Below are 20615 nucleotides of genomic sequence, written 5' to 3'. Positions count from 1 at the left end.
AGGAATGGACAGTGGAGGGAATCGAATGGCAATACAACTGAAGTTCGACAACACCCCGAACCTCGCCCCGGTCGTCCACTCGGCGGCGCGGATGGTGGTCGGGTTCTTGTTCGCCTGCCACGGAGTGGCCTCGTTGTTCGGCGTTCTCGGTGGTGCGGTGGGCATGCACGGCGGCGCCGTGCAGTTCGGCGCCTGGCCGGGCTGGTACGCCGCGGTGATCGAGTTGGTGGGCGGCGTCCTCGTGGCGCTCGGCCTGTTCACCCGCGTGGCCGCGATCATCTGCTCGGGAACCATGGCGTACGCGTACTTCTCCGTGCACCAGAAGGCAGGACTGCTCCCCGTCATGAACAACGGGGACGCGGCCGCGATGTTCTCCTGGACGTTCCTGCTGATCGCCGCGGTCGGCCCGGGCCGGATCGCCCTGGACGCGAGGCGCCGCGTCAGAACGGTGCCGGTGGTCCGGGAACCCATCCCGGTCATCGTCGGTCAGGGCGCCGTGGGCATGCACTGCCCGGACGTCTGACCGTCCCCAACGGACGAGACCGATCGACAACAGCGACGGCGGAGCCAAGCTCCGCCGTCGCCTGTTCGCGTGCGGAGTAGATCACTCGCCGGTCGAGTGACAACCGCTCAGGTTTGGGAACACCGGCGGGCGCATGTTCGTCATCTGGGATGAGCGCTCTGGCGGGCGCGACTGATGGTGTCGAAAGGAGGAAGCAGTCCGTGACGTCCACGGCCAGTCGTGAGGAGTTGGTACCGCTGCACACGGACTTCGACGTCGTGGTGCGCGGTTATGACCGTGGTCAGGTCCAGCACTACGTCGCAGCGGTCGAGGCCGAGCTGCGGCTGCTGGCCACCGACCGCGACGCCGCGGTGTCGTGGGCCGAAGACCTGACCCGGCAACTGGAACAGGCCCGCTCGCAGAACGACCGGCTGCGCGAACAGCTCGACCGCATCTGCCGGACCCCGATCGACCCCGACGCCCTCACGGAGCGGTTGCGGCGGAGGGTCGAGCTCGCCCACGCCGAAGCCACCGAGATCACCACACGGGCCCGCGCCGCCGCCGAGGAGAGCTGGGCCACCACCCGCGACGCCACGGACCGGCTGCGTCAACGCCACGAACGCCTCGTCGCCGAGCTCGACGCCCGGCGCCGTGAGCTCGAGGACGAGCACCGGCAGCTGATCCGCCGCGCGCACGACCAGGTGGACGCGTTGAGCAGGCAAGCCGAACAGCGCCGCCGGGACCTCGACGAGCAGGCCGCGCGGCTGCGCGAGCAGACCGAAGCCGACTTCCAGGTCGCCCTGTCCGCCCGCCGCGCCGAGGCGGCGCGCGAGATCGCCGATCAGCAGGCCGCCGCGCGAGCGCGGGCCGCCGAGCTGGTCCGCGAGGCCACCGAACGCGCGCAACGCATCGTCGGCACGGCCCAGCGGGAGGCGGCGCGGCTCGACGAGCGCCGACGGCAGGTCGCCGCCGCCTTGCGCACGGCCGAGGAGTTGCTGGCCGAGGCCGAGCCACTGCTTGCCCCGCTGCCCGAGGAAACGGCGGGCGAACCCGCGATCTCCGAGCGGTTCGGCGCGTTGCGCGGCCTGCCTCGCGACCACGACGGAGGTGCGGCGGCGTGACGAACGAGCTGTCGCGTGCAAGACACCACCGATCGGGGTAGTCGTCGGCCATGACCGATGCCCTGCCGGAACTGCACAGCCTGGACGCGCTGGTCACGCTCGTCACTGAGGCCGACAACGGTGCGAACCTGTACGTTCGCTGGTCCCGTGGTCCGGCCCTGGACGAGCAGACGAGCAGCAGGGACGAGCTGACCGGCGTGCCGCTGCCCGGCTTGTCGGCCAATCCGCTGCGCGTCGAGCAGTGGTGGGGCGACCGGTCGCTGCGGTTGTGGGTGGCCCGGCGGCTGCACGACTACCGGCATTTGCGGGAGATCCGCGGTGCCGACGTGCGGCCGTGGGTGGCGCGGGGCCGCGAGGTGGCGCGCGGTCCGGACAACGAACCCCTGATCGAGGTCTGCCGGCCGGTTGCCTGGATCCACCCCGACGTGCTCGACGAGGTCGACGCCACCCTGACCGAGCACCGGGCGGACTGGGGCCCGCTGGACCGCACCCCTTCGTGATCCGGGCACGGTCGGGCTACGCAGCCGCCGCGATCGGCTCGAGCGTCGCGACCAGCTCGTCGAGCTCGTCCGCGCTGAGCACGTCGTACGGTGGCGCGGCCAGCTCGTCGGTGCGGACCTCGATCCGCTGCTTGGTCGCGCGGCCGGCGTCGGTGAACCCGCCGTCGGCGGCCACGAGACCGCGGTCGCGCAGCCGGTCGACGACCGCGGCCAGCTGCGCGCCGGGCAGGTGGTGGATCCGGCCGAACTCCTCCGCCCGCATCCCGAGCGCCAGCGCCATGAGGACATGCGATTCGGTGCCGCTGATGCCGTGGGCGACGAGGACGGCGTTGTGGCCGTCCCCGCGGTGCTCCCGCAGCAGCGTCGCCGCGTGCCAGAGCCGGGCCACGGGGTCCTTGGGCACGTCGATCGTGCGGAGCCCGGCGTACAGCGGGCGGCCCTCGGTCAGCGCGCTGGTCGCGGCCCGGGTGGCGAGGTCGGCGGCTCGCACGAGCTCAGGCGACTCGGCGAGCTCCCCGATCCGCCGCCGCAGCTCGGTGGCGCTGGCCCGCTCGCGCACGGCGATGGCCTCCTGCGGGGTGATCTTGCCCCAGACCCACGGGATGTGGCGTGCCACCTCGCCGTCGGCGAAGTTGTAGAACACCGCGTGCACCACCTCGGCCGGTGCCGGCCCCAGCGGCGCGGCCCGGCCGGCGAAATACCCGTCCCAGTAGTTGCGCATACCGAGGGCGACGAACGCCTCGGTCGGCCCTGCGGCGAAGGTGACGGTGGCGATCGGCTCGACGAGCTCGAACATGCGGTGGATCTTGGCCTGTGCGTGCGGCATCGGTCGCGCCTCCCACGGTCGGACAGCGCCCCTGGCGGGCGGCCGTTCACCATGGCTACGAACGACACCGCACGGATTCGACACGCCGGCCGATTCTCCGGGCTATGACTGGCGGCGTCCCAGGGTCAGGCCGACGAGGTTGGCGCTGGTTTGCCACAACCGCGCGGCGAGGGTTTCGTCGTAACTGCTCCTGGCCGATCGCTTGGGCCGGCCGCGGGCGAAGTAGCGGCCGCTGACGTGCCGCAGTTCCGGCGCCACCGCCAGGCGGATCGACATGGCCGCGCCGCCGGCCGGGGACTTCATGAACGGGCGCAGCACCGGCACGAGCAACCGCTGGGTGCGGCCGGGGTCCTCCGCGCCGAAGGACGTGTGGACCAGTCCGGGGTGCAGCGCGTTGGCGGTGACGGCGGTACCCGCCAGCCGTCGGGCGAGTTCGTAGGTGAACAGGATGTTCGCGAGCTTGGACTGGTTGTAGGCCTCGGCGCCGGAGTAGGCCGACGCGCCCTGCAGGTCGTCCAGCCTGATCCGCCCCATCGCCTGTGCGTTGGAGGACACGGTGATCACGCGTGCCGGCGCGCTGTGCGTGATCCGGTCGAGCAGCAGGTTGGTGAGCAGGAACGGCACCAGGTGGTCGAGGGCGAAGATGCGTTCGAGCCCGTCGACGGTGACGTGGCGGGTGTTCCAGTACCCGCCGACGTTGTTGATCAGCACATCGATCCGCGGCAGGCGGGCCAGGGCCTGCTCGGCCAGCCGGCGTACCTGCGCCTGCGAGGAGATCGGCGAAGAACACCGCCACTTCGCCACCGGCGCCGCGGATGTCGTCGGCCGCGCCCCCGGTGCGGCCGCGGTCGCGTCCGGTGATGGCCACGTGCGCGCCCATCGCGGCCAGGCCGAGGGCCGTCGCCTTCCCGATGCCGCCGCTGGCCCCGGTGATCAGCACGGTCTTTCCCGCCATCGAGACCGCGCCACCGCTCACCGGGAGGCGACCATCAGCGGCGAGGACGGCTTGAAGCCCTTGAAGAGCATCCACGCACCGAGCGAGAACCCCCACGCGGCGATGGGCAGCGCGGCGAGGACGGCGATCGGCGAGATCGGCGCGTAGAGCTGGAAGAAGATCGCCAGGTCGGAGGCGAGGAGCAAGGGGGCGCCGATGAGCCCGATGATGGGCAGCAGTCGTGGCACCAGGCCGGACTTGTACATCACGTAACCCAGCAGCAGTCCGCTGATCGGCGGCATCAGGCTCTGACCGAGCAGGAACTCCGCGTTGTAGACCGCGACGAGCGCGTGCCCGGTGGTGACCAGCGCGGCCGGATCGGCACCGCCCGTCGTCGCGGTGTGCCGCAGGCTGACGATCGACAAGAGGGCGACGACGCCGACGAAGGTCATGGCGGCTTCGAGCACCCGGACGGTGACGAACCCCCGGGCCGCGAGCTCGCTCTGCCGCCGGGCGACCGGGTAGAGCACCACGGCGGTGCCGATGCCGGCCAAGGCGACGATGACCTCGGTGAGCGCGCCCCACAGCACTCCGATCTGGCTGCCGACGCCCAACACGAAGTCCCGCGTTGTCCTTCACCGGTTTGTACAACGAAAGGGTGGGGATCGAGATGAAGGTGATCAGGTACAACGCGCCCGCAATGCGCGCGGTGCGCCGCATCGGATCCGTTGTGCCCCTTGCCGTGCCTGGTGCCTGCGCGATGGTGTTGATCGTTCTGTCCCCCTGTGCCGCTGGGCGAAGCAGGAGGGCCGGCCCCGAGGCCGCTGCACCGATGACCGCACAGTAGGCGCGTTCGAGTCTGGAACTAATGGTATTTGGATCCCAGGCGCCTCAGGAGTTCGTCATCCGCTGCTGCACGACGCCTCTGCGCGCACCGGATTTCGCGACAGGGGATGGCTAGGCTGGTGGATCGGCTGCCTCGGCGTGGGAGCGGGCATGGTCAGGTTGGACCGGCTGGTCAACGTGCTCGGCGGCTATGGGCTGCGGTTGGTGCGGTGTCCGGTGCCGCGGTCGACCGAGCTGGGCAGTGTGGTGCTGCACGAGCAGACAGCCGGGCGCACGGTGGTCGGTGACGTGCTGCTTGCCATCGGTGCGCGGTCGGTCGCCGAGGCGGTGCGGTGGGCCGAGGCCGCACGCGCGGCCGTGGTGCTCGTGCGCGATGACGCCGCGGCGGAGCCGACCGGCGACGAGCATCCGGTGGCCGTGATCATCGTCGACCCGGCCGTGTCCTGGAGCGAGGTGGCGGCGGTCGTGTACGGCCTGGTGGTCGAGGGCCGGGAAACCGAGTCCGGCCGGGGCCCGACCGACATGTTCGCGTTGGCCGACAGCCTCGCCGACGCCATCGGGGGCGCCGTGACCATCGAGGACCGGCTCGCGCGGGTCATGGCCTATTCCAGGCAACAGCAGCACGCCGACCGGGCACGGGCCGAGACGATCCTTGGCCGCCAGGCGCCGGAGTTGTTGCGTGCGTTCTTCGCCGCGCGCGGGGTGGGCGCCCATCTCGAGTCGTCGGACGAGCCGTTGTTCGTGACCGAGGACGCCGAGCACGGCTTCACCGGACGCATGGTGGTGGCAGTCCGCGCGGGCCGGGAACTGCTCGGCTCGGTGTGGGTGACGTGCCCCCAGCCCCTGGACGGGGCGGCGCGCCAAGCCCTGGTCGACGGGGCCCGCACGGTCGCACTGCACCTGCTGCGGTCCCGGGCCAGCGCGGACCTCGAACGCCAGGTCGAGACCGATCTTGTCCTGCAACTGCTGGAAGGCACCGCGGACGCCGCGACCGTGGTGAGCAAGCTCGGCCTGCCCCAGGCACCGATGCGCGTCATCGCCTCCCGCGTCGACATCGTCGAGCAGGAGCGGCACGCCGCGCTGCTGCTGGCCTTCGACCGGGCGACCACCGGTTTCGGGTGGTCGCGTCCCGGACGCAGCGCGGTGGCCGGTACCACCCTCTATACGGTGCTTCCCGGGGACGGCACGTCCGCCGCTCGCGCATGGGTTACCGCGCTGCGGGCCGCGCTGCCGGCCGACCTGACGGTCATGGCCGGGATCAGCGCACCGGCGGCAGCGGACAGCCTCCCGGCGGCACGCCAGGAGGCCGACGAATGCCTGGCATTGCACGAAACCCGGTACTCGAGCAGCGTCCCGCCGGCCTACGAGGAGTCGTGGGACCAGATCTTGCTCCAGCGCTTGCGCACCGCCGCACGATCGGGCCGCGCGCCGGCTCGGGGACCGGTGACCGAACTGCGGCGGCACGACGCCGAGCACGGCACCCATTACGTCGCCACACTGCGCGCCTGGTTGCGGGCCCAAGGAGACACCGGGGAAGCAGGGCGGCAACTCGGCGTCCACGAGAACACCGTCCGCTACCGGCTGCGCAAGATGACCGAGCTCACCGCGTTGGACCTGCAGGACGCCGACAAGCGCCTCGCGATGACGATCGAGGTCGCTGCCCTCGACAGCCCATCCGCACAACCGGCCGCGTCGAAACCGGACCAGAACTGACGTCCTGCGGAATTCGCCAGGGGTGAGTCCCGCCACCTGTGCTGCTGCGACAAACGGAGTTCTGTTCGTTGTCGGGAACGGACAAGCGCACGGCGTGCATTTCACGCATAGTAGATGGTGACAGCGTGATTCGGCGACAACGCGGGAATCACGCCATTTCCTGATCGTGGAACCGAATGGAGAACGCCACTGTGAAGACGATTGTCTGCGGAATCGACCGCTCGTCGGGTGCTCGGTCGGCGGTGCGTGTCGCGGCTGTGCTGGCCGAACGCTTGTCCGCCCGGCTGATCGCCGTGCACGTGCGTGACGGGTCGTCGGAGGGCGGCGACGCGGCCGAGCGGGTGGCCGCGGACGTCATCGCGGCGGAGGTGCCGGACTCGGGCGCGCAAGCGCGCGGAGTGAGCGGCGATGTCGCGGAGGGCCTGGCCGCGGTCGCGCGGGCCGAAGAGGCGCTCATGATCGTGGTCGGCGCACGCCGTCGTGGCCGCTCCCGCGCCTTCCTCCGAGCGCGGTCCGCCGTCGGCCTCGTCGGTCTGACCGACGTGCCGGTGCTCGTCGCGCCGCAGCTTGCACGTTCGGCCGGCGCCGGCCCGGCCGCGGGCAACGGCATGGTCCGGCTCGGCGCCGTCGCAGTCGCCACGCAATCCTCGGGCCCGAGGCAGGTAGCACCCGATCGCGTCCGCTCCGCCATGACCAAAGTCGAAGAGCGGCGGCGGCTTCGCCGCAAAGCCCGGGTGTCGCTGCGGCCGACGTGGTCTCGACGGCAGTTCCTGGGCAAGCGGTCCGGCACCTGATACCGGCGCCGATCGCCCGCGATATCGGACAGTCCTACGAACTCTGGAAGTGACATGGTCGACACGCGCACAGTTCCAGCGCAACTGGTAGAAGCCACCGCGCAACCCGAAATCGATCACGACCGGCTCGCCGACCTCCCCGACGAATGGGGCCGGCAGTCGTTCCCGGCCAGCGATCCACCGCAGAACTGGTGACGCGGGCCCATCCTTGGAAAATCAGCGCTTTGCAATTTCAGGAGCACAATGATGCGTACCACTCTCGATACCCGTGACCGGTTGGCGCCGACGAAGAACCCGGGAGCACCGCCCCTGCCCCGACACGACGTGTCCCAACCCGTTCGTCCGACGCTGCGGATCCGGCTCACCCGGGACGACACCAGAGAACTGGGCCGCTACCTGTCGACCATCGCACGGAGGGTGCGGGCGGCCATCGACGCCCACCGTGGTGCGGACGGCGCCGAAGAACCCGGCGAGTTCATCATCGACCTGTCCGATGCCACCGAGTTGCCGCAGGCGCAACTGATCCTTCTCGTCACCTTGTTGCGCCGCACCGTCGGCAGCGGCACGACCTTCACGCTGTGCGGCGTGCGCCCCATGCTCCTCGGCTCGCTCGTCGCCTTCGACCTGCCCGACGACGTGGTCGTGGTCGACACAACAGGACGCCGGTGGGCCGGCGCGAAGTGATCACCTGCCACTCGGGAGCCTCGTCCACGACGTCCTGATCGATGACCTACCGCCAGCCGCGTTCGGTGACTGGCGGTGTTCGGCGTTGGCGGTCGGCGGTTCCGACGGCTCGACTGGAGGTATGCCGTCAGGGCGGCGTGCGGGCGCCGCCCTGACGGCGGGGTCCGTGGGGCCGGGTGTGCGGACACCGGCGCCACGGATCGGGGAATGGCTGTGGTCGGTGGCGGTGGCTGGTGATCACCCGCAGTGGGTGGTGTCACTTTCAGGATGGCGCTCGGACCACGGTGGGGGCTTGTCCTGCCTCGACAATCGCAGACGTGGAGATTGGCCCATCCGTACAGTCGCTTGGGGGCAAGGGTGCGCAGTTCGTCCGGTCACCCTTTCGGGCACGGCAGCGTTGCCCGGTCGGCACGTGGATATCGCATTCACCGGCAATATCCTTTGGCGGTGTTGTGCTGTTTGCGGCGAAGGGCTGAACGATGTCGGATTCCGACGACGTGATGGACTTGATCACGGCGTTCCCGGTTCGGGACACCGACCTCGAGGCTTGGTGTGCGGCGCTGGTGCGCACGTCCCAGGCCGTGGTGGATGACTGCGGGGGCGATCTCGTCACCTGGGCCACCGCCACCGACGCCTGGACCAGGCACGGCCCCAGCACGGAACTTGTGAACGCCTTTGTCGCCCTGCTGCAGGACGCGGCGGCCGTCGGCTTTCACAGCAACCTCAGAATGGACACCGTCGCCGAACAACTCGCGGCCCACGACCGCCTCGCCGATGATTACCTCCGCTGGCGCGAGGAGTCCGTGGACCGCCGGTGGGCCGGCGCCTTCCTACCCGACTTGAGGCGCAGGGACGTCACCTGGGACGGCCGAGACGAGTCGTGGGAAGCGTTCCGAACCGAGTTGCTGGCCACCGCCGGCCGCTGGAACGTGCTGGACAAGGCGGAGCGACTGATCACCGATCCCGACGCGCACACCGTGCTTGCGAACGAAGGCCTCCTCACCCGCCTCGAGTAGGCCGCTTCGTGGCGTCGGTGAGCGGTGCACGATCGGTTGCGGCCGGCTGTGGCCGGGGGTGGCAACAGCAGTTGGTGGGCGATGCCGCCGATGCCGGTGGGTGCGTGCTGGGCCGATTGGTGCGTGTTCGCCGGATGGGCTCGGCTGGCGGCCCGAGCGACCCGATACTCACACGATGCGTTCAGTTCCGTTGTCAGTGCGTGGTTTCGCCGTCGTGGTGGGTGTGGTGCTCGGGTGGGGGTTGGCGGCGTCACCGGCGCTCGCCGGCACCGCGGATCCCTACCTCGACGCCATCGCGCCGGATTCGACCGTCGTGATCACCGACGCGGCTGCCATGCTGGGGGCCCCGGACGGGCGGTACGCCACGGTGCAGGGTCAGTTCGGCCGGCAGCTGGTCGTCGACCTCGGCGCGGGTGAGGAAGGCGTCGGCGACCTCGAGGTGGCCTACGTCAATCCGCCCGGCACGCTGTCGCAGCAACTGTGGGTGGACTTCCTCGACGGCAACGGCCGCAAGGTGGGGGAGGGGTATCTGCTGATGATCGGCACGAGCGCCAGAACCGCGGTGGTGTCGAACTCCGCGACCCAGTCGTACCGCTACCTGCGCATGGTGACCGAGGTGCGGACCTACCGCTTCGACTCGATGAAGACCGCCGCGCTGGCGTCCTCGATGGTCGGCGCCCACCACGCGAGGCCGTAGCCCTTTAGCGAAGCGGTGGCCTGCGGATTCCGGAAACCGCAGACCACCGCTCAACGGCGCTGTTTCACGAAATGCGGGTCGGCACCTGCCGGGAACGATCAGATGGTGCCGTTCTCCCACCACCACGCACGGCCGAGGTCGGCACGGCTGTCCACGTGCTGGTGGTCCTCGTTGTAGGTTTCCAGGCCGGAGAACCCGCAGGTTTCGGCTTTCTGGTAGACGGTGCGGTTGGAGATTCCGGGCACGTCGAGGTCGGCGGCGGTGCCGTAGAGGTGCATGCTGTCGCTGGCACCACCGACGTCGGAATTGTGCTGGATGCTGCGGAACCCGGAGTTCACGGTGATCGGCACGTTGCCCAGCTTGAGCCGCAACGCCTCGAGTTTGTACATGCACCGCCGTGCGTTCTCCTTGGCGGCGGTCGCGCTGACCTTGCCGCCGGAGAACGTGCCGCTGATCCGGTCGGTGAACTCGCTCCAGTTGAAGTGCAGCGTCGAGCCGTCGGAGGACTCGAGGGAGTTGAGCTTGCTCTGCGTGTTCGGTCCCACCTGCCCGTCGGCGCTGAGCCCGTAGGCGGACTGGAAGCGTTTCACGGCAGCGGTGGTCGCGGGCCCGAAGCTGCCGTCGACGGCGAGTCTGGTGTGGCTCGCGGTGCTGGTCGGGTAGCCGGCGACGCGGATCTGCAGCTCGGTGACGTCGGCGCCGCTCATACCTTCCACGAGCGTGCGGGACCACCCGTAGGCGTTGGCGGTTCCGGCCAGCAGCAAAGGGCCGGCCAGCGCGCCGGCGCCGACGGCGAGGGCGCCGCCGAGCAACTGGCGACGGCTGAGGGGTGCAGGGGACATGTTGTTCCTTCCTCACGGAGAAGGCTCAAGAACCGTGGGAAGATTACTGTCCAACTGCCGCGACGGTAAGGCTTGTGCAAAACCGAAGAATGTGATTGCCGCTTCCGCCGTGGTGGGTGACCGGTGCCTCAGGACCAGAGTCGGTGGTAGGCGTTGAGGGCCTGCTGGCCGCCCAGGTGGGCATAGAGAACGGTGGCGTCCTTGGGGATCTCGCCGCTGGTGACCAGGTCGATCAAGCCCGCCAACGACTTTCCTTCGTAGACCGGGTCGGTGATCATCGCTTCCAGCCGGGCGCCGGTTTCCATGGCGGCCATGGTCGAGTCGACCGGGATCCCGTAGCGGTCACCGGCCCAGCCGTCGAGCAGTTCGATCTCGTCGTCGCGGATGTCCCGGCCCAGGTCGATCAGCTCCGCGGTGCGCCGCGCGATCCGTGCGACTTGCTCGCGGGTCTTCTCGATGGTGGCCGACGCGTCGATGCCGATCACCCGGCGCGGCACGCCGGTCTCTTCGGCCAGGGCGGCGAACCCGGCGATCATGCCGGCGTGCGTGGATCCGGTGACGGTGCAGACGACGACGGTGTCGAACACGACGCCGAGCGCCTTCTCCTGCTCGGCCACCTCGAACGCCCAGTTGGCGAACCCCAGTCCGCCGAACGGGTGTTCCGAGGCGCCGGCCGGGATCGCGTACGGCTTGCCACCGGCGGCCTCGACCTCCTGCAGCGCTTCCTTCCAGGAGTCGCGGATGCCGATGTCGAAGCCGTGCGGGTCGAGCCGCACGTCCGCGCCCATCATGCGGGAGAGCAGGATGTTGCCGACCTTGTCGTTGACCGGGTCGTCCCACGGGACCCAGTCCTCCTGGACCAGGCGGCACTTGAGGCCGAGGTGCGCGGCGACGGCGGCGACCTGGCGGGTGTGGTTGCTCTGGTGGCCGCCGATCGACACGAGCGTGTCGGCGCCGCTGGCGATGACGTCCGGCACGATGTACTCGAGCTTGCGGATCTTGTTGCCGCCGTATGCGAGGCCGCAGTTGACGTCCTCACGCTTGGCCCAGACCTCTGCGCCGCCGAGGTGCGCGGTCAGCCGGCGCAGGTGCTGGACCGGGCTCGGCCCGAACGTCAGCGGGTAGCGGGCGTGTTCGTGCAGTCGCATCGGTCAGTCCTTTCGGGACGCGAGATCGCGCCAGATCTCGTGTGAGATCTCGGCTGCCGCGGGATCGCCGGTGGCGCAGGCCTCGACGAGCCGGTCGTGCAAGGCGACCGACTCCTTCGCCCGCGCCGAGGCGAACCGCAGTCGTTCGGCCCGGCGCAGCACCGGGGTGAACTGTTCCAGCACCATCCGCACCGCGGCGTTTCCGCTTGCCTGCACGGGGATGTCGTGGAACTCGTCGTCCGCGGCCAGCGCGGCGGTCACGTCGCCGGCCCGCACCGCCTTGGCGAACCGGCGGTTCGCCGCGCGCATCCGGGCCAAGTCGTCCGCGGTCAGCACGGCTTCGGCCACGGCCAGCCGGTGCATCGCCGCCACGACGGACTGCGCGTCGCGGACCGCCGCCTCCTCGATCGGCGCCACGATCGTCGAGCGTCCGGGCTCGGCCTGGACCAGCCCGACGTCGCCCAGGCGCAGCAACGCTTCCCGCACCGGCGTTCGGCTGACCCCCAGCCAGGCCGCGAGGTCCTGGTCGCGCAGCGGCTCGCCGGGTGCGAACGTGCAGTCGACGATCGCGTCGCGCAGGCGAGCGTGCACGTCGTCGCGCAGCAGCGAGCGGCGGATCGGCACCGAGGAGGAGGGGACCGGCATGCAATATATTGCATGCCGCGACAGTCGTCTTGTCAAGCCACGGAGGCCTGGCTCACCCTGCGACGACCGTCGAAGGCTTGCGGTACACCGAGATGTGCCGGCCCGTGCTCGGGTCGAACGGGCCGCCGGTCCAGTCGCTGTACCGCCCCGCCGGTTCCAGTCCGGCGAGCCGCGCCATGAGGTCCAGCTCTGGCAGGTACACCATGCGGTGCGTCGTCGGCAGGATCCGGATCCCGGCGTCGCTGAGGTGCACGTGCCGGTACTGCACGATCTGGTTCACGGCGTCGTACCGCGCGGCCTGGAACGACAACGCGTTCAACTCGTCCATCCGGCCCACGAACAGCGGCCGCCGGTCGGCGAAGACCAGGTTCGGCAGGGTCGCTTCCAGCACCAGCGAGCCGCCGGGCGCCAGCAACCGCGCGGCCGCGGTCAGGCAGCGCACCTGGGCTTCCTGGCTGGTCAGCTCGCACAAACCGTTGGCCACCAGGTAAACCAGTGCGAAGTCACCGCTCACGTCCGGCTCGGTCATGTCGCACAACACCGTGTGCACCATTCCCGCCGGGTCTTTTCCGCGCAGCACCCGGAGCATGTCCGGGGACACGTCGACCCCGGTCACCTCGACCCCTTTTTCGGCCAGCGGAATGGCGATCCGCCCGGTCCCGACCGCCAGCTCCAGCGTGCGCCCGCCGCCCGCCAGGTCGGCCAGGAAGGCGACTGCCGCGGCCGCGTCCGCGTCGAACGGCGACTGTTCGTCGTAGACGCGGTGCAGGTCCTTGTAGCGTTCCTCGGCAGTGCCGTAGCCGTCACTCATGGTGGCTGTATATCAGGGCTTCGAGCTACCCAACTGGTCGCGGCGGCGGGTCAGGGCGGCGGTTTCGGCGGTGTTGCCGGCCAGTTCGATGGCCTTGTCGTATGCCGCGCGTGCCTCCTGGCTGCGGCGCAGCCGGCGCAGCAGGTCGGCTCGGGCCGCGTGGTAGGCGTGGTAGTCGGCGAGGGTGTCCGCGAGACGGTCGATGGCCGCCAGGGCCACTTCGGGACCGTCGAGTTCGGCGACCGCGATGGCGCGGTTGAGGGCGACGATCGGCGAGCGGTCGACGCGGACGAGCTGGTCGTAGAGGGCGACGATCTGCGACCAGTCGGTGTCGCGGGCGTCGCGGGCGGAGGTGTGCACGGCGTTGATCGCGGCGAGGATCTGGTAGCGGCCCGGCGCGACCCCGGCGGCGGCCGCGGCGAGGCGCTCGCGCACCAGCCGGTGGCCCTCGGCGATCAGACCCGTGTCCCAGGCGCCGCGGTCCTGTTCGTCGAGGGTGACCAACTCGCCGCCGGCCGAGACCCGGGCGGTTCGGCGGGCCTCGGTGAGGAGCATCAGGGCCAGCAGCCCGGCCACCTCGCCGTCGTCCGGCAGGAGTGTGCGGATCAGGCGGGTGAGCCGGATCGCCTCGGCGGTCAGGTCGTGGCGGACGGGGTCGGTGCCGGGGCCGGTGGCGAGGTAGCCCTCGTTGAAGACGAGGAAGAGCACGGTGAGCACGGCGGAGACGCGCGCCGGTAGGTCCTCTTTGGACGGTACGCGGTAGGGGATGCGAGCCGCCTTGATCTTGGCCTTCGCGCGGGTGATCCGCTGCTCCAAGGCGGTCTCCCGGACCAGGAACGCGCGGGCGATCTCGGGCACGGTCAGACCGCCGACCATGCGCAGGGTCAGCGCCACGCGGGATTGCGTGGCCAGCGCCGGGTGGCAGCAGGTGAAGATCAGCCGGAGCCGGTCGTCGTCGATGGCGCCGAGGGGCTCGGGCGGGTCGTGCTGGTCGGCTTCGTACCCCATCTGAGCCTCCTTGTGCTTGTCGTCGCGCTTGCGCTCGCGCCGGATCCGGTCGATGGCCTTGCGGTTGGCGGTGGTGGTCAGCCAGGCGCCGGGGTTGGGCGGCACGCCGTCGGTGCGCCATCGCTCGACGGCGGTCGTGATCGCCTCGGCCGCTGCCTCCTCGGCGATGTCGAGGTCACCGAAGCGCCTGGTCAGTGCGGCCACCACCCGCGCCCACTCCTCGTGGTGGGCCTGGGTGATCGCCTGCTCGACGTCGTTCACCGGAACGGCCGCACCTCGATCTTCCGATCGCAGACGCTCGACGCCTCGGCGGCGAGCTTGAGCGCCACATCCAGGTCCGGGGCCTCCCACACCCAGAAGCCGGCGAGGTACTCCTTGGACTCCACGAAGGGCCCGTCGCTGAACACCGCCTCCTCGCCCCGGTTGTCGATGACGGTGGCCGCGTCGGTGTCGGCCAGGCCGCCTGCGAAAACCCAATAACCCTCGGCCACCAGTCGTTCGTTGAACGCGCTGATGGCGTCCATCCGGTCGGTGCTGCCGGGGTTGTCCTTGTCGTCGATCACGGAAACCAGGTACTGCATCCGGAGATCATCTCCTGCGGTTGTCGAGACGGTGTCGGTGGTGGTGGTCAGGGTGCGTCATCCCTCCTACGAACACGACTGCCCCGATCCGACACCCACGGCCAAGGATTTCTTCACACGACTTTCCGGGAGCCGGATCGCAGCCGGGTGCCGGTGAGTTCTTCGAGCAGGGCCACGGCCATCAGCTCGCCGTCGACCGGGCCGAAGCGGGCGAGCGCTCGCTGGTGCACTCGGGTGACCACGCGCGACAGGTCGGACGGCACCGCGAAGGTCCGGAACAGTTCGGTCACCGCCTCGAGCTCTTCGGTGCACCGGTCGAGGCCGAACAGCGGCAGGTAATCGCCGGCCAGTACGCGCGGCAGGTCGTGACGGAGGAATTCACTGCCGGCCGCGCTGTCGGCCAGCAGTGCGCGCAACGCCTCGACGTCGAGGCCTGCCGCTTGACCGAGCAGCATCGCCTCGGCGGTGGCCACCGCCTGCCCGAACCAGAGCAGGTTCACCAAGAGCTTGGCGGTGTAGCCGAGACCCGGACCGCCGACCAGCTTGATGTGCTCCGAGTCTGCGATCGCTTCGAGCACCGGGCGCACCCGCCGGAACGTGGCCGGCTCCCCGCCCACGAACAACCGCAGCGTGCCGGCCGCGGCCGCCGCGGGACCACCGCCCATCGGCGCTTCCAGGACCGCGACGCCGCGAGCGCGTGCCGCGTCCTGAATCGGCTTCATGATCAGCGGAGAAGCACTGGTCATGTCGATCCACGTCGTTCCCACGGCGAGCGCGTCGAGCAGCGGAGCGGAACCGGCCATCAGGTCCTGGAGCTCGGGGGTGCCAGGCATGACCGTGATCACGATGTCCGCGCCATCCGCGGCCTCGCTGGCTTCGGCACTCCAGCGCGCTCCTGTCTCCGCCACCGCTTCGGCCACTTCGGCGCGGAGGTCGGTCACCACGACCTCGAACCCGGCACCGACCAGGGTGCGGCTGATCGGCAGGCCCATCCGGCCGGCCCCGACGAGCGCGATCCGGGAATCGCGGGGGAGCAGTGCGGTGACCTGGGTTTCGTCGGTGCTCATGCGTTCTCCCGCGATCGACACGACGCTCGGGCAGGGACGGATCGAACATATAAGTGCGGATCGCAGGTTTGACGGGACTCGCCCGGTGGTAGGGCTGTCGGGGTGGCTTCAGCTCGAGACGGCCGACCTCCGGGTCCGAAAGTCGGTGTGGCATGGCCGCTCTGAAGCCGCCCGCGGTCGATGAGCCCTACGGTGCGATGTGGTCGTTCGATCTGCGGGGGAGCAGGCCTACCGTTCTCGCGCACGTGCGCAGCTGGATCGGCGCCGTGCTCGAGGACCTCGGCCGCGAGCGGCTGGCGGACATCGTCCTGATCGCCGACGAGCTCGTCGCCAACGCGTTCGACCACGGGGGCGGTCCGCACGAGGTCCGGGTGAGCCGGATGCGGACACCTTGCTGGGTGGGCATCGAGGTCGACGACAGCGGCAGCGACCAGCCGGTGCTGGGGCGCTCCCGGTTTCCCGCGGACTACCGCGGCCGCGGGCTGGTCGTGGTGGACAACCTGGCCCAGGCCTGGGGCGTCACGACCGACCCGGACCGCGGTGTCAAGACCGTCTGGGCCCACGTGGCCTGCGCGATGCAACCTTGCGTGCCCAGGTCGCGGTGAGTCGTCCGGTTCTCGCCTACGCTTCGTGGCGTGGCTGACAAGCGGGGGTCCTGGCAAGCCGTGTTCGCCGACGTGGCGAACCGGACGCACCTGGTGACCGCCGATCAGATGGCGGGCGTCGTCGACGAGGCGGCCGCGCGGGTCGGGTTGGCCGTGGAGCTGTACCTGATCGACCTGGGTCAGCGGGCGCTGCACCCGATCCGACCCTCGGGCGGCGCCGCGTTGTCGGTGGAGGGCACCGCGGCGGGCCGGGCGTTCGCGCGGTTGGAGCTCATCCCGGTCCCGGACGGCGCCCGGGCGGCCCTGTGGGTTCCCGTGCTCAACGGCACCGAACGGCTCGGCGTCGCACGCATGCTCCTGCCCGCCGAGTCCGATCCGAACGACCGCCAGTTGCGCGAGCACTGCTGGACCTTCACCGGGCTGCTCGCCCACCTGGTGCTGAGCAAGCAGGCCTACGGCGACCTGTTCCACCGGGTTCGGCGCACGAAGCCGTTGTCCGTGGCCTCCGAACTGCTGTGGCAGCTGTTGCCGCCGACGGTCTTCGCCTGCGACCGGGCGGTGGTCGCCGCCGCGATGGAGCCCTACGACGAGGTCGGCGGCGATGGCTACGACTACGCCGTCGAGAGCGACCGGGCGAACGTGGCGATCTTCGACGCGGTCGGTCACGACCTGCGCGCCGGGCTGATCACCTCGCTCGCCCTCGCCGCCACCCGCAACGCGCGCCGGTCGGGCGCCGACCTGGCGACCACTGCCACGCTGGCCGACGAGACGATCGCCAGCCAGCAGTCCTCGAAGGCGCCGATGTGGGCGACCGCGTTCCTGGCGAGGATGGACCTCGACACCGGCGAGCTCACCTACCTCAACGCCGGGCACCCGCCGCCGGTGGTCCTGCGCGCCGGTCGTGGGGTGCGCACGCTCGACGGGCTCCCGCGCACCCCGCTGGGCCTGGGGTACCTGCAGACCGAAGAGCCGATCGTGCACAGCGAGCAGCTCGAGCCGGGCGACCGGGTGCTGTTCTACAGCGACGGCGTCATCGAGGCCCAGAGCCCGGAAGGTGAACTGTTCGGCCTGGACCGGTTGGTGGACCTGACCGAGCGCAACGAGCAGGCCGGATTGCCCGCCCCCGAGACGCTGCGGCGCGTGGTGCACGCCGTGCTCGACCACCAGGACGGCGCGCTACAGGACGACGCCACCTTGGTCATGCTGGAGTGGACCACCACCGACCAGGCACGGATGCTGCCTCAGCTCTGATCCCCGGCAAGGTCGGGTCAGGGGGTGGCGGGAACCAGTTCGGCGAGCAGGTCGCGGACCCGGCGGTCGATCTCGTCGCGGATCGGCCGGACCTCGTCGACCGCTTTGCCCGCGGGGTCGTCGAGTTGCCAGTCGAGGTAGCGCTTGCCGGGGTAGTAGGGGCACGCGTCGCCGCAGCCCATGGTGATCACGACGTCGGCGGCTTCCACGGCCTCGGTGGTGAGCGGCTTGGGGAACTCGCGGGACAGGTCCACGCCGAGTTCGGCCATGACCGCGACGACTGCCGGGTTGATCGTGTCGGCCGGAGCCGACCCGGCCGAGCGGACCACGACGGCGCCCTGGGCGTGGTGGTGCAACAGGGCCGCCGCCATCTGGGAGCGGCCGGCGTTGTGCACGCAGACGAACAGCACTTCGGGCTTGCTGGGCACGAGGTCTCCTCGGGTCTTCAGGATCGCGACGGGAACCGGCGGCGCAGGGCGAGCGCGGACGCCGTCACCGGGCCGCCGTTCCCTCGGCCACGCGGTCGCCGGGCACCAGCACGGCGGCCAGCCGGGCCAGCACCTCGGGGTGCACCCGGTAGTACACCCACGTGCCCCGGCGCTGACCGGTGATCAGGCCCGACTCACGCAACACCTTGAGGTGGTGGGAGATGGTGGGCCCGGTCAGGTCGAAGTCCTCGGTCAGGTCGCACACGCACGCCTCACCGCCGGTGTGCGAGGCGATCAACGACAGCAGCCGCAACCGGACGGGGTCGGCCATCGCCTTGAACAGCTTCGACAACTCCACCGACTGCTCGGCGGTCAACGGATCACGGGCCAGCGGTGCGCAGCACGCGTCCATGGCCACCAGGGGGAGTTGCTTCGACATGGCTCTATCTTGACAGACTTCTATTTAGAGGGCAATCTACGTTCACACCTGATTAGATAATCATCTATCCAAGGAGTGGTCAGGATGTCTCGCGTTCAGCTCGCCCTGCGTGTCGGTGACCTGGAAGGGTCGATCGACTTCTACACCAAGCTGTTCGGCACCGAACCGGCGAAGCTGCGTCCGGGGTACGCCAACTTCGCCATCGCCGAACCGCCGCTCAAGCTCGTCCTGCTCGAAGGCGAGCCCGGCCAGGCGACGGTGATGGACCACCTCGGCGTCGAAGTCGAGACCAGCGAGCAGGTCAATGACGCCACCCAGCGCCTGACCGGCGAAGGCATGGAAGCGCTGCCGGAGGACAACACGACCTGCTGCTACGCGCTGCAGGACAAGGTCTGGGTCCACGGCCCCGGCAAGGAACCCTGGGAGGTCTACACCGTCAAGGGCGACTCGCCGACCTACGGCGCGGACGGTGGTGCTGGTGGCGCTGCTACCGCGTCGACGTGCTGCCAGCCCGACGCCACGACGGGCGAGGTCGACAAGGCGGCCCAGCCCGAAGACTGCTGCGCCTGACGGACAAGCGCATGCCGGCCGTGGGCGTGGAGCCCACGGCCGGCAGGCGCAACGGATCAGAGGATCAGAAGACGGAGACGCCGTACTTGCTCAGTGCCTCGGTGACCGGCTGGAAGAACGTGACGCCGCCGGAGCGGCAGTCGCCGCTGCCACCGGAGGTCAGGCCGAGTGCGGTGCTGCCGTCGTAGAGCGGGCCGCCGCTGTCGCCGGGCTCGGCGCACACGGTGGTCTGGATCAGGCCGCGGACGGTGCCGTCGCCCTGGTAGTGGACGGTGGCGTTGAGGGCGGTCACCGTGCCGCTGTGCACGCCGGTGGTGCTGCCGCGACGGGTGACCGTCTCACCGACGCGGGCGTTGCCCGCGGTGGTGATGTCCTGGCCGCCGACCGTGCCGTCGATCGCGATCGAGGTGTTGGTGTACTGCACGATCGCGTAGTCGTTGCCGGGGAAGCTGGAACCGGCCGTGTTGCCCAGCTTGGTGGTGTGGCCGGAGTTGCTGAACCACTCCGAGGCGATGTTGCCGCAGTGCCCGGCGGTCAGGAAGTAGTACGTGCTGCCCTTGCGCACGTTGAAGCCGAGCGAGCAGCGGTACGCGCCGCCGTAGATCGCGTCACCGCCGGAGATGAGCGGGCGGAACGTGCCGCTCGTGTGCTGCAGCCGCACGGCGCCCGCGGAGGTGGCGGCGACCTGCTGCAGGTGGGTCAGGCGCGCGCCGCGCACGGAGCTGTCCGCGGTCACGACGATCTGGCTGGTCGCCGGGTCGATCGCCCACGCAGTGCCGGGGGTGGCGTTGTCGAGCCGGCTCATCAGGTCGGTCAGCTGGGCCACGCTGCGCGGAGCGGGCGCGGCCGTCGTGCTCGGCGCGGCCGAGGCGGTGACCGGGACGAGCCCGAGCACGGCGGTGGCGACCGCGGTGGCTAACAGGAGGGTGTGCCGGATGGTCTTCATGGGGGTTCCGCCCTTCAGCAGGGGTGGACGGTGCTTCGGCGGTATCACTCAACGTCGGCGGGCGGGTCCTCACAATCGGGCAAAAGGGTGATGTCTTACCAACCACACGAGCGACCGGTCAATACCATGCTCCTCAGTGGACCGCACGACGAACCGTCCTATGTCATCCCTTAGGGTGAGGCGCCGCCGAGTGGGAGCCGCCGAAATGAGTGACGACAGACCGGTTTCGCCGCCGGTGTTCGTGGACGCCAGTGGACGCAGGCGCCGTACCACCAGGACGGTCGTCGTGGTCTGCGCGGCCGCCGTGTTCGCCGCACTCGCGCTCGTGGTCGCGGCGCTGTTCGGGGCGCCGCTCGGACCCCTGACCGTGCTGCCCACACCGACCGTCCTGGATGGTCCGACGGCGCCCTCGTCGCCGTCGGCCACCCGGCACCACGCGGTGCCGGGCACCGGGTCGGCCGGTGGCTCCGCGGACTCGAGCGGGTCCGGCTCGCCGGTCGTCCTCACCGACTCGCCCGCACCCACCACCACGACGACGCCGAGCCACGGGCCCACCTCGCGGTCGAGCACACCGGGGCACGGTTCGCACGGGACCGGCAAGCCCACGGACCACCCGACGCCACCCGGCCGGTCGCGCTGAG

The 20615-nt window shown here is 70.4% G+C and carries 25 protein-coding genes and 1 pseudogene; 13 read left to right on the top strand and 13 right to left on the bottom strand.

Going from position 1 to position 20615, the window contains the following annotated elements:
- The first annotated feature begins 25 nt into the window (after positions 1-25).
- The 3 genes from EV186_RS11110 (at position 26) to EV186_RS11100 (ending at position 2123) form a co-directional block, all read left to right on the top strand.
- The gene (locus EV186_RS11110; protein ID WP_133849158.1) at positions 26-523 is read left to right on the top strand and encodes a DoxX family protein; all 498 of its coding nucleotides are present in this window, start codon (positions 26-28) and stop codon (positions 521-523) included.
- A gap of 200 nt (positions 524-723) precedes the next feature.
- The gene (locus tag EV186_RS11105; protein ID WP_133849157.1) at positions 724-1623 is read left to right on the top strand and encodes a coiled-coil domain-containing protein; all 900 of its coding nucleotides are present in this window, start codon (positions 724-726) and stop codon (positions 1621-1623) included.
- 50 nt (positions 1624-1673) lie between these two features.
- Positions 1674-2123: a DUF6098 family protein gene (locus EV186_RS11100; RefSeq protein WP_133849156.1), complete on the top strand. Its 450-nt coding sequence runs from the start codon at positions 1674-1676 to the stop codon at positions 2121-2123.
- A 16-nt stretch (positions 2124-2139) separates the two neighbouring features.
- Here EV186_RS11100 and EV186_RS11095 read toward each other — a convergent pair whose 3' ends face one another.
- The 3 genes and pseudogenes from EV186_RS11095 to EV186_RS11085 form a co-directional block, all read right to left on the bottom strand.
- Complete coding sequence (locus EV186_RS11095) at positions 2140-2949, bottom strand: MarR family winged helix-turn-helix transcriptional regulator (protein ID WP_208115557.1); 810 nt, start codon at positions 2947-2949, stop codon at positions 2140-2142.
- A 102-nt stretch (positions 2950-3051) separates the two neighbouring features.
- Positions 3052-3904, bottom strand: a pseudogene (locus EV186_RS11090) (SDR family oxidoreductase).
- A gap of 17 nt (positions 3905-3921) precedes the next feature.
- Positions 3922-4500: a DUF4386 domain-containing protein gene (locus EV186_RS11085; RefSeq protein ID WP_243753967.1), complete on the bottom strand. Its 579-nt coding sequence runs from the start codon at positions 4498-4500 to the stop codon at positions 3922-3924.
- Between the two features lie 379 nt (positions 4501-4879).
- Between EV186_RS11085 and EV186_RS11080 the strand changes: the two genes are divergently transcribed.
- The 6 genes from EV186_RS11080 to EV186_RS11060 all read left to right on the top strand — a co-directional run bounded on the left by EV186_RS11080 (position 4880) and on the right by EV186_RS11060 (position 9633).
- A complete protein-coding gene (locus EV186_RS11080; RefSeq protein ID WP_133849155.1) occupies positions 4880-6442 on the top strand; it encodes a PucR family transcriptional regulator in 1563 nt (520 codons plus the stop codon).
- A 176-nt stretch (positions 6443-6618) separates the two neighbouring features.
- Complete coding sequence (locus EV186_RS11075; protein WP_133849154.1) at positions 6619-7236, top strand: universal stress protein; 618 nt, start codon at positions 6619-6621, stop codon at positions 7234-7236.
- A 54-nt stretch (positions 7237-7290) separates the two neighbouring features.
- A complete protein-coding gene (locus EV186_RS38835; RefSeq protein WP_166659115.1) occupies positions 7291-7431 on the top strand; it encodes a hypothetical protein in 141 nt (46 codons plus the stop codon).
- A gap of 51 nt (positions 7432-7482) precedes the next feature.
- A complete protein-coding gene (locus tag EV186_RS11070) occupies positions 7483-7920 on the top strand; it encodes a hypothetical protein (RefSeq protein ID WP_208115555.1) in 438 nt (145 codons plus the stop codon).
- A 506-nt stretch (positions 7921-8426) separates the two neighbouring features.
- A complete protein-coding gene (locus EV186_RS11065) occupies positions 8427-8936 on the top strand; it encodes a hypothetical protein (protein ID WP_133849152.1) in 510 nt (169 codons plus the stop codon).
- Between the two features lie 175 nt (positions 8937-9111).
- Entirely contained in the window at positions 9112-9633 is a 522-nt protein-coding gene (locus EV186_RS11060; RefSeq protein WP_133849151.1) for a hypothetical protein, read from the top strand.
- A gap of 98 nt (positions 9634-9731) precedes the next feature.
- Here EV186_RS11060 and EV186_RS11055 read toward each other — a convergent pair whose 3' ends face one another.
- From EV186_RS11055 to EV186_RS11025, 7 genes are all read right to left on the bottom strand, one after another.
- Entirely contained in the window at positions 9732-10475 is a 744-nt protein-coding gene (locus tag EV186_RS11055) for a D-Ala-D-Ala carboxypeptidase family metallohydrolase (RefSeq protein WP_133849150.1), read from the bottom strand.
- Between the two features lie 128 nt (positions 10476-10603).
- Entirely contained in the window at positions 10604-11623 is a 1020-nt protein-coding gene (locus EV186_RS11050; protein ID WP_133849149.1) for a 1-aminocyclopropane-1-carboxylate deaminase, read from the bottom strand.
- Positions 11624-11626: 3 nt separating this feature from the next.
- The gene (locus EV186_RS11045; RefSeq protein ID WP_133849148.1) at positions 11627-12268 is read right to left on the bottom strand and encodes a GntR family transcriptional regulator; all 642 of its coding nucleotides are present in this window, start codon (positions 12266-12268) and stop codon (positions 11627-11629) included.
- A gap of 52 nt (positions 12269-12320) precedes the next feature.
- Positions 12321-13079 (bottom strand): class I SAM-dependent methyltransferase, encoded by a 759-nt coding sequence (locus EV186_RS11040; RefSeq protein ID WP_133849147.1) that lies wholly within the window; start codon positions 13077-13079, stop codon positions 12321-12323.
- 12 nt (positions 13080-13091) lie between these two features.
- Complete coding sequence (locus tag EV186_RS11035; RefSeq protein WP_133849146.1) at positions 13092-14348, bottom strand: RNA polymerase sigma factor; 1257 nt, start codon at positions 14346-14348, stop codon at positions 13092-13094.
- Positions 14345-14668 carry a YciI family protein gene (locus tag EV186_RS11030; protein ID WP_133849145.1) on the bottom strand — a complete coding sequence of 108 codons (324 nt, stop codon included), beginning with the start codon at positions 14666-14668 and terminating at the stop codon, positions 14345-14347. The genes EV186_RS11035 and EV186_RS11030 overlap by 4 nt, the downstream gene beginning before the upstream one ends.
- 113 nt (positions 14669-14781) lie before the next feature.
- Positions 14782-15735, bottom strand: a complete 954-nt coding sequence (locus EV186_RS11025; protein WP_133849144.1) for an NAD(P)-dependent oxidoreductase — start codon at positions 15733-15735, stop codon at positions 14782-14784.
- 152 nt (positions 15736-15887) lie between these two features.
- On the opposite strand from EV186_RS11025, the gene EV186_RS11020 reads away from it, so the two are divergent.
- Together EV186_RS11020 and EV186_RS11015 are read left to right on the top strand one after the other, a co-directional pair.
- Positions 15888-16340, top strand: coding sequence for an ATP-binding protein (locus EV186_RS11020; RefSeq protein ID WP_133849143.1), 453 nt, complete (start codon positions 15888-15890; stop codon positions 16338-16340).
- Positions 16341-16370: 30 nt separating this feature from the next.
- On the top strand, positions 16371-17591 hold the full coding sequence (locus EV186_RS11015; protein ID WP_243753965.1) for a PP2C family protein-serine/threonine phosphatase: 1221 nt from the start codon (positions 16371-16373) through the stop codon (positions 17589-17591).
- A gap of 17 nt (positions 17592-17608) precedes the next feature.
- On the opposite strand, the gene EV186_RS11010 is transcribed toward EV186_RS11015, so the two are convergent.
- Both EV186_RS11010 and EV186_RS11005 read right to left on the bottom strand, forming a co-directional pair.
- The gene (locus EV186_RS11010; protein ID WP_133849142.1) at positions 17609-18019 is read right to left on the bottom strand and encodes an arsenate reductase ArsC; all 411 of its coding nucleotides are present in this window, start codon (positions 18017-18019) and stop codon (positions 17609-17611) included.
- A 64-nt stretch (positions 18020-18083) separates the two neighbouring features.
- Positions 18084-18458, bottom strand: a complete 375-nt coding sequence (locus EV186_RS11005; protein ID WP_133849141.1) for an ArsR/SmtB family transcription factor — start codon at positions 18456-18458, stop codon at positions 18084-18086.
- Between the two features lie 84 nt (positions 18459-18542).
- Between EV186_RS11005 and EV186_RS11000 the strand changes: the two genes are divergently transcribed.
- On the top strand, positions 18543-19028 hold the full coding sequence (locus tag EV186_RS11000) for an ArsI/CadI family heavy metal resistance metalloenzyme (protein WP_133849140.1): 486 nt from the start codon (positions 18543-18545) through the stop codon (positions 19026-19028).
- A gap of 64 nt (positions 19029-19092) precedes the next feature.
- On the opposite strand, the gene EV186_RS10995 is transcribed toward EV186_RS11000, so the two are convergent.
- Positions 19093-19974: a S1 family peptidase gene (locus EV186_RS10995; protein WP_133849139.1), complete on the bottom strand. Its 882-nt coding sequence runs from the start codon at positions 19972-19974 to the stop codon at positions 19093-19095.
- 205 nt (positions 19975-20179) lie between these two features.
- Here EV186_RS10995 and EV186_RS39875 point away from each other — a divergent pair, with 205 nt between their 5' ends.
- Positions 20180-20614 (top strand): hypothetical protein, encoded by a 435-nt coding sequence (locus tag EV186_RS39875; protein ID WP_243753964.1) that lies wholly within the window; start codon positions 20180-20182, stop codon positions 20612-20614.
- Position 20615 lies beyond the last annotated feature (1 nt).

Origin of the sequence: Labedaea rhizosphaerae, assembly GCF_004362825.1 — a bacterium.
GTDB lineage: Bacteria > Actinomycetota > Actinomycetes > Mycobacteriales > Pseudonocardiaceae > Labedaea > Labedaea rhizosphaerae.
This window is presented reverse-complemented; position numbering and strand designations above follow the sequence as displayed.

What these genes read in the sequence shown, in the direction of transcription:
- EV186_RS11045 (WP_133849148.1), bottom strand. Translation starts at nt 12,268, where the DNA reads ATGCCGGTCCCCTCCTCCTCGGTGCCGATCCGCCGCTCGCTGCTGCGC.
- EV186_RS11055 (WP_133849150.1), bottom strand. Translation starts at nt 10,475, where the DNA reads ATGTCCCCTGCACCCCTCAGCCGTCGCCAGTTGCTCGGCGGCGCCCTC.
- EV186_RS38835 (WP_166659115.1), top strand. Translation starts at nt 7,291, where the DNA reads ATGGTCGACACGCGCACAGTTCCAGCGCAACTGGTAGAAGCCACCGCG.
- EV186_RS11100 (WP_133849156.1), top strand. Translation starts at nt 1,674, where the DNA reads ATGACCGATGCCCTGCCGGAACTGCACAGCCTGGACGCGCTGGTCACG.
- EV186_RS11005 (WP_133849141.1), bottom strand. Translation starts at nt 18,458, where the DNA reads ATGTCGAAGCAACTCCCCCTGGTGGCCATGGACGCGTGCTGCGCACCG.
- EV186_RS11080 (WP_133849155.1), top strand. Translation starts at nt 4,880, where the DNA reads ATGGTCAGGTTGGACCGGCTGGTCAACGTGCTCGGCGGCTATGGGCTG.
- EV186_RS11110 (WP_133849158.1), top strand. Translation starts at nt 26, where the DNA reads ATGGCAATACAACTGAAGTTCGACAACACCCCGAACCTCGCCCCGGTC.
- EV186_RS10995 (WP_133849139.1), bottom strand. Translation starts at nt 19,974, where the DNA reads ATGAAGACCATCCGGCACACCCTCCTGTTAGCCACCGCGGTCGCCACC.
- EV186_RS11030 (WP_133849145.1), bottom strand. Translation starts at nt 14,668, where the DNA reads ATGCAGTACCTGGTTTCCGTGATCGACGACAAGGACAACCCCGGCAGC.
- EV186_RS11025 (WP_133849144.1), bottom strand. Translation starts at nt 15,735, where the DNA reads ATGAGCACCGACGAAACCCAGGTCACCGCACTGCTCCCCCGCGATTCC.
- EV186_RS11095 (WP_208115557.1), bottom strand. Translation starts at nt 2,949, where the DNA reads ATGCCGCACGCACAGGCCAAGATCCACCGCATGTTCGAGCTCGTCGAG.
- EV186_RS11000 (WP_133849140.1), top strand. Translation starts at nt 18,543, where the DNA reads ATGTCTCGCGTTCAGCTCGCCCTGCGTGTCGGTGACCTGGAAGGGTCG.
- EV186_RS39875 (WP_243753964.1), top strand. Translation starts at nt 20,180, where the DNA reads ATGAGTGACGACAGACCGGTTTCGCCGCCGGTGTTCGTGGACGCCAGT.
- EV186_RS11040 (WP_133849147.1), bottom strand. Translation starts at nt 13,079, where the DNA reads ATGAGTGACGGCTACGGCACTGCCGAGGAACGCTACAAGGACCTGCAC.
- EV186_RS11020 (WP_133849143.1), top strand. Translation starts at nt 15,888, where the DNA reads ATGGCCGCTCTGAAGCCGCCCGCGGTCGATGAGCCCTACGGTGCGATG.
- EV186_RS11070 (WP_208115555.1), top strand. Translation starts at nt 7,483, where the DNA reads ATGCGTACCACTCTCGATACCCGTGACCGGTTGGCGCCGACGAAGAAC.
- EV186_RS11075 (WP_133849154.1), top strand. Translation starts at nt 6,619, where the DNA reads ATGGAGAACGCCACTGTGAAGACGATTGTCTGCGGAATCGACCGCTCG.
- EV186_RS11060 (WP_133849151.1), top strand. Translation starts at nt 9,112, where the DNA reads ATGCGTTCAGTTCCGTTGTCAGTGCGTGGTTTCGCCGTCGTGGTGGGT.
- EV186_RS11050 (WP_133849149.1), bottom strand. Translation starts at nt 11,623, where the DNA reads ATGCGACTGCACGAACACGCCCGCTACCCGCTGACGTTCGGGCCGAGC.